The following is a 6542-nucleotide window of genomic DNA, read 5'->3' on the forward strand; positions in this document are numbered from 1 at the left end:
GTCATCGAAGGCGGCTTCACCAATGGACGCCGGTAACCCAGAGGGCGGGAGCGCCGTCGTCGAATTCACGTTTTTGGCATTATTGCTCATGGTTCCGGTGGTCTATTTCGTGGTTTCCGTCGCCCAAATCCAAGGGGGCGCCTTCGCCGTCGTGGGTGCCGCCGATCAAGCGGCCAAAGTCCTTGTGCTTCAGGATGATTCGGGCAAGGGGCGGACTGCGGCCGAGCAGGCCGTGCTCGTCGCGCTGAAAGATTATGGTTTCGAGGCCGACCAGGCACGCGTGGACATCACCTGCGACGGGAACGATTGCGCCGTGCCGGGAAGCAAAGTAACTGTCAGCGTGCGCCTCGCCGTCCCGCTGCCGATGGTGCCGTTCGGGGAAGTGCTTCAACTGAACGCAGCCCGGGTGAGTGCGTCCGCTACTCAAGTGGTGGGACGGTTCCGATGACTGGATTCTTGACGCGAGTCTCCTCTCGACGGAGTGATGAACCGGGTGTGGTGCGAGCCGGCGAACGAGGCCAACTGACGGTGCTGATTGTTGGTTTTGTCCTGCTGTCGCTGCTACTGGCGACCGTGGTGATGGCAGCCTCAGCGGTCTACCTTGAACAGAAGAGACTCCTGTCCTTGGCCGATGGCGCGGCCCTCGCCGCTGCTGACTCTTTCATCGTGGGGGACATAGGTGGTGAAAGTGCTCCCGCAACGACCCTGGTGGACGAGCGCGTGGTCAGCTCTGCGAATTCGTACCTTGCATCCGTCGATGCCTTCGCTGCTCATGATCAGCTGAAAATCGGCCCGGGAACCGGCAGTGACCCGGGCGGGACGGCCGTTGTGGAGCTCACGGCTGTTGCCCACCCGCCGGTAGTGAGCTTCCTCGTGCCCGATGGCGTTGTCGTAGAGGTAAAGTCGACAGCGCGATCCCGGCTGACTCAGTAGCGTCCGGCCAATAGCGTACGCTGGAACAACCATGGCTGAAATTGATTTTCCCGCAGAAATCCGCGCGCTTCGCGGCACTTACATGTCCATCGAGAACGTCACGGATGTTGATGCTTTGAAGGCGGAGATTGCCGAACTAAGCGAGCAGGCAGGCGCTCCGGATCTCTGGGATGACCCCGCTTCCGCTCAAATAGTGACTTCACGTTTGTCCCATCGGCAATCCGAAGTAGAGCGGCTTTCCAGGCTTGCTGCGCGGATCGATGACCTTGAGGTACTCGTGGAGTTGGGCGAGGATGAAGGCGACGAGGCGTCAATGGCCGAAGCCGCGAAAGAACTCACGTCGATCCGAAAAGCGCTGGCCGAGCTTGAAGTTGTGACGCTGCTCTCGGGTGAATACGACGAACGAGAAGCGGTAGTCACCATTCGTGCTGGAGCCGGCGGAGTCGACGCTGCCGATTTCGCCGAGATGTTGATGCGCATGTACCTGCGGTGGGCTGAGCGCCATGGTTACCCGACCACCGTTATGGATACCTCCTACGCCGAAGAAGCGGGCCTGAAGTCGGCTACTTTCGAAGTCAAAGCGCCCTACGCTTTTGGAACGCTAAGCGTTGAAGCAGGGACGCACAGACTGGTTCGGATCAGTCCTTTTGACAACCAAGGACGGCGACAGACCTCGTTCGCCGCTGTGGAGGTCATCCCCCTGATCGAACAAACGGACTCGATTGAGATCCCCGATAACGAAATTCGGGTGGACGTCTTCCGTTCCTCGGGACCAGGTGGCCAGTCGGTGAACACCACTGACTCCGCCGTACGTTTGACGCACATTCCCACCGGCATTGTGGTGTCGATGCAGAACGAAAAATCCCAACTGCAAAACAGGGCGGCGGCCATGCGTGTGCTTCAGTCCCGATTGCTGCTCGTCAAGAAAGAGCAACAGGACGCAGAAAAGAAAGCCTTGGCCGGCGACGTCAAGGCATCTTGGGGCGACCAAATGCGTTCCTACGTGCTCAACCCGTACCAAATGGTCAAGGACCTCCGGACGGAGCACGAAGTGGGGAACACATCAGCCGTGCTTGACGGTGACATCGACGATTTCATCGATGCGGGCATCCGCTGGCGAACCGGTAACCGCAACGCTGCGGCCAACCAAGACTGACTCGCCGGCGGCATTGCGCACGGACCCGATTACGCGACACGCTGCCGAAAGCACCCAAAACCCGGATCACCCGTGCGTATAGTCGAGAAGCCGGTGCCCTCACTTCCCCCAACGAAAGCCCGCGCTCCGGCTGTTGGACTGGGCACTCATGTCATGTCCGGCGGGGTTCCTAAGGGCCATGATCAGATTTGAGAATGTCACCAAGGTCTACGAGCAGAATGCCCGTCCGGCACTCGACTCCGTCAGCCTTGAGATCAACCGCGGCGAATTCACCTTCCTGGTGGGTGCATCGGGCTCAGGCAAGTCAACCTTCCTCCGCCTGATCCTGAAAGAGGATAAAGCCTCGTCCGGCTCCGTGTACGTCGCGGGCCAGAACGTCGCCAACATCTCGAGCTGGCGTGTCCCGAAACTTCGCCGCGGAATCGGCGTCGTCTTCCAGGACTTCAGGTTGCTGCCCCAGAAGAATGTGTTCGCAAATGTCGCCTTCGCGATGCAGGTCATCGGCAAAAGCCGGTCGATCATCCGCGAGACAGTCCCTGAAGTGTTGAAGACCGTGGGCCTGGAAGGCAAGGAACGCCGGATGCCGCACGAACTCTCCGGTGGTGAGCAGCAGCGCGTGGCGATCGCGCGCGCCGTCGTCAATCGGCCAGGCATTCTTCTTGCTGATGAACCAACCGGAAACCTCGATCCCATTACATCGATGGGCATCATGGGGGTCTTGGACAAGATCAACCAGAACGGGACCACTGTGGTCATGGCAACACACGATGACGACATCGTCAACGAAATGCGACGCCGTGTGGTGGAGCTCAAAAATGGCAAGGTCATCCGCGATGAAGCGAAGGCTCTCTACACGTCCATGATCCCGGTAGTGGGGGAGTCGCGGCGGTTGAAGGATGCCAGTGGCGAGGAGCTTGACCGCGCGCAAGGGGTCCAGCTGTGAGGTTCTTATTTATCCTCGGCGAAATCGGCAGCGGCCTTCGCCGCAATCTGTCGATGGTGATTTCGGTGGTCCTGGTGACCTTCATTTCCTTGACGTTCGTAGGCGCCGCCGGAATGCTGCAAATGCAGATCAACCAGATGAAGGGCTACTGGTACGACAAAGTCCAGGTGGCGGTCTTCTTGTGCAATGACGGTTCGACGGCGGCTGGTTGCGCCTCCGGCCCGGTGACAAAGGAACAGCAGGCCAACATTCGGGCCTTGCTGGACTCGCCTGCGGTCAAGCAGTACATCAACGACTACCAGTTCGAATCCCAGGCTGAGGCGTACACGCACTTCAAGGAGCAGTTCTCCAACTCTCCCATTGTTGATTCCGTGTCCCAGGACCAGCTGCCGGCGTCGTTCCGCATCAACATGAAGGACCCCCAGAAGTACCAGATCATAAGTGAAACATTCTCAAGCCAGCCCGGGGTCGAGACGGTCAGCGACCAGCGGCAAGTGCTGGAGCGGATCTTCTCATGGATGAACGGCGCCTCGGTGGCTGCTGTAGGTGTTGCTGCGGTGATGATTTTCTGTGCGGTGCTGCTGATTACGACCACCATTAGGCTTTCGGCCTTCAGTCGACGGCGCGAAACCGGCATTATGCGCCTGGTTGGAGCCTCCAAGATGGTCATCCAACTGCCGTTTATCCTCGAAGGCGTCATTGCCGCCGTCGTCGGTGCCTTGCTTGCCTCGGTCACGCTATGGCTGATGGCCCATTTCTGGCTCAACGGTGACCTGTCCAAGCAGTTCCTTAATACTCCGTTCATTTCTTCGACCCAGGTCTTGGTGATCGCGCCTGTGCTGATTGCACTGGGTGGCGGCTTGGCTGGGATATCATCCTTACTCACCCTCAGGCGTTACTTGAAGGTTTAGCTGCGAACGTTTGGATAGTGCACATAACGATGCTGATAGGCGAAAAGGACTCCTGATGACCACAATGGAACCGGCACTGGCGCGTCGACGCGCTGCCCTGGGGCCAGCCCGGATGGTCGGCGGTGTCTTGGCTCTCGGTCTCGCCATCAGTCTCCTTACGGGCGCACCGGACGCGCGGGCGGATAATCTTGACGACCAACAGGCGGCACTTCAAGCTGAGTCCGACCGGGTGCAGGCGTCCCTCGAGTTTGTCGACTCCGGTATTGCGAAAGCCGCCGGTGATTTGGTGATTTACCAGGGACGCCTTCCCGGCGCGCAACAGGCCCTCCTCGAAGCGCAGGGCAAGGTTGCCAGCGCCGTAAAGGATGTCGATGCTTTAGCCGCCAGGGTTGAGTTGGCCCAGCAGAACAAGGCAACGATCACCAGCCAGTTGGAGAGCGACAAGCAAAAGATCACGGACACCAAAAAGCTGATTGGCCAGATCGCTTCGCAGGCCTATAAATCAGGCGGCGTTCCGACAAATGTGGCTTTGTTGTTCGGGTCCAATGAAACCGGAAGCCTGACCGAGTCAATGGATTTGGCAGACCAAGCAATGCGCAGCCAAAACGCTGCAATGACCAAATTGACGCAGCAAAACGCGACCAACGTCAATTCGCAGGCCCGGCTCGCTGCCGTGGAGCAGGAAATTCAGGACCTTAAGGCCAAGGCGGACGCTGCCCTTGAGCGGGAAAAGGCCGCTCGGGACGATGCCGCCAGCAAGAAGGCCGACGTCGATAAGCTCATCGATGACACGACCCGCCTGAACGGGCAGCTCCAGGCTGCCAAACCTGGGATCGAAGCCAACCTCGCGAAGGTGAAGGCTGCACAGGATTCCGTTGCTGCCGAGATCCAAGACCGGGACCGAAAGCTGCGGGAAGCGTGGGAAGCCGAGCAGCGCCGCCTCGCAGAACAAGCTGCTGCCGCAGCCCAGGCCGCAGCGGCTGCACAGGGGAGGCCGGCGCCTCCGCAAGCCCCATACGTCGCACCTCCGGCGGGGTCGCCGTCGGCGTTTGGGCTGATTCATCCGTTCGCCGGCCAGGTTCCCATCACGTCGGGGTTCGGATGGCGGGCAACGCCTCCGGGCACCATCGATTTCTATGGCACGGGTGGCTACCTGCACACGGGTATTGACTTCGGCGTGGCATGTGGAACGCCGGTCTACGCGGCAGCGGCCGGCACGGTTTTCAACTCGGGTTGGAATTCGGCCGACGGCGGCGGGTGGCGGGTTAAGTTGTCCCATGGCGTCATCCAGGGCAATTCGCTGACCACCATCTACTACCACAACAGCAGCATCGTTGTGGCCAACGGACAGCAGGTAGCCCAAGGCCAACTCATCGCCTACTCCGGAAGCACAGGCAACTCGACCGGCTGCCATGCTCACTTCGAGACGTGGCTCAACGGTGTGGCTGTTGACCCGATGACCCTCCTCTAGCGCGGGAACCGGCTCCGGGATTGACGTAGACTAGTTCGAATCCGTATCCAACATTCGCATCTAATGAGGAGTTCTACCGTGCCTAAGGAAAGTGGCCGTAAGGTAGTGGCCACCAATCGCAAGGCCCGGCATAACTATCTCGTATTGGATACCTATGAGGCGGGCATCGCTTTGATGGGTACCGAGGTCAAGTCGCTGCGCGAGGGTCACGCCTCGATGGTTGATGGGTTCTGCACCTTCTACAACGACGAGTTGTGGATGGAGGGGATCCATATACCGGAGTATCACCAAGGCAGTTGGACCAACCACGCCGCCCGCCGTCGTCGTAAGCTCTTGCTGCACCGAGACGAACTCGACAAGATCTCGCAAAAAATCCGCGAATCGGGCTTCACCGTGGTACCGCTCCAGTTGTATTTCCTTGACGGCAGGGCCAAGGTGGAAATCGCGATTGCCCGCGGTAAGAAGGATTACGACAAGCGCCAGACGCTCCGGGAACAACAGGACAAACGCGAATCCTTGCGCGAGTTGCGCGAGCGGAACCGACGCTAAGGGCGACCAGTCGCTGCACCGGCTGGCGGCCGGCAGGCACGCGGCCGACGTCGTGGATCGCCCAGGTGGGTCGGGGAATGCATGCCCGTCTCCATGCGTTATGATTAATAGTCCGGTGGCCATCGACCGCATGATTGGGTAGGTAGCCGTCGGGTTTGATAACAAAATACGGGGATGATCGGTTTCGACGATGTTAGTCGCGACAGGTGAAGCGGGCCGAGGATGCAGAATTATCTCGTAAACGCTGTCTGCAAACCAATAAGTGCCGAATCTAAGCGCACTGACTTCGCTCTCGCTGCCTAAGCAGTAAGACAGTCCGTCAGCCCGGGGTTGCTATCGCCCCGGATCCTGGCGTCATTTAGATAGCCACTGCTGTTTGCCTTCGTCACCGAGGCAAACGGGACTCTTAGATGACTGGGCCCGGATCAGCTACCTGTTTGCAGGATAGCTGGGGCCGAGAAAGTCCGACGCAAACTGCGCCCGGAGAAGCCCTGACAACACGACATCGGACGGGGGTTCAATTCCCCCCATCTCCACTTTTGTGATGAGTCGAGACATCCTTCACGGATGAGTCGAGTC

Annotated in this window: 7 protein-coding genes and 1 other RNA gene; all 8 read left to right on the forward strand. The window is 59.3% G+C overall.

All coding sequences use genetic code 11. The features are described 5' to 3' along the window. Nucleotides 1-22: 22 nt before the first annotated feature. Nucleotides 23-448, forward strand: coding sequence for a hypothetical protein (locus QRN04_RS16810; protein WP_284977168.1), 426 nt, complete (start codon nucleotides 23-25; stop codon nucleotides 446-448). Further along, a complete protein-coding gene (locus QRN04_RS16815) occupies nucleotides 445-933 on the forward strand; it encodes a pilus assembly protein TadG-related protein (RefSeq protein ID WP_350224948.1) in 489 nt (162 codons plus the stop codon). Before QRN04_RS16810 ends, QRN04_RS16815 begins: the two co-directional genes overlap by 4 nt. Before the next feature lie 31 nt (nucleotides 934-964). Then, nucleotides 965-2089, forward strand: a complete 1125-nt coding sequence (gene prfB / locus QRN04_RS16820; protein ID WP_284977169.1) for a peptide chain release factor 2 — start codon at nucleotides 965-967, stop codon at nucleotides 2087-2089. Between the two features lie 178 nt (nucleotides 2090-2267). After that, nucleotides 2268-3032: a cell division ATP-binding protein FtsE gene (gene ftsE / locus QRN04_RS16825; RefSeq protein ID WP_284977170.1), complete on the forward strand. Its 765-nt coding sequence runs from the start codon at nucleotides 2268-2270 to the stop codon at nucleotides 3030-3032. After that, nucleotides 3029-3943 carry a permease-like cell division protein FtsX gene (gene ftsX, locus QRN04_RS16830; protein WP_284977171.1) on the forward strand — a complete coding sequence of 305 codons (915 nt, stop codon included), beginning with the start codon at nucleotides 3029-3031 and terminating at the stop codon, nucleotides 3941-3943. The genes ftsE and ftsX overlap by 4 nt, the downstream gene beginning before the upstream one ends. 64 nt (nucleotides 3944-4007) lie before the next feature. Continuing rightward, nucleotides 4008-5414, forward strand: coding sequence for a peptidoglycan DD-metalloendopeptidase family protein (locus QRN04_RS16835; RefSeq protein WP_502868820.1), 1407 nt, complete (start codon nucleotides 4008-4010; stop codon nucleotides 5412-5414). Between the two features lie 78 nt (nucleotides 5415-5492). Then, entirely contained in the window at nucleotides 5493-5963 is a 471-nt protein-coding gene (smpB, locus tag QRN04_RS16840; RefSeq protein WP_284977173.1) for an SsrA-binding protein SmpB, read from the forward strand. Nucleotides 5964-6133: 170 nt separating this feature from the next. Then, nucleotides 6134-6502, forward strand: a transfer-messenger RNA (tmRNA) gene (gene ssrA / locus QRN04_RS16845). Nucleotides 6503-6542: the final 40 nt, after the last annotated feature.

It is taken from the genome of Arthrobacter sp. efr-133-TYG-104, assembly GCF_030208915.1.
GTDB lineage: Bacteria > Actinomycetota > Actinomycetes > Actinomycetales > Micrococcaceae > Arthrobacter.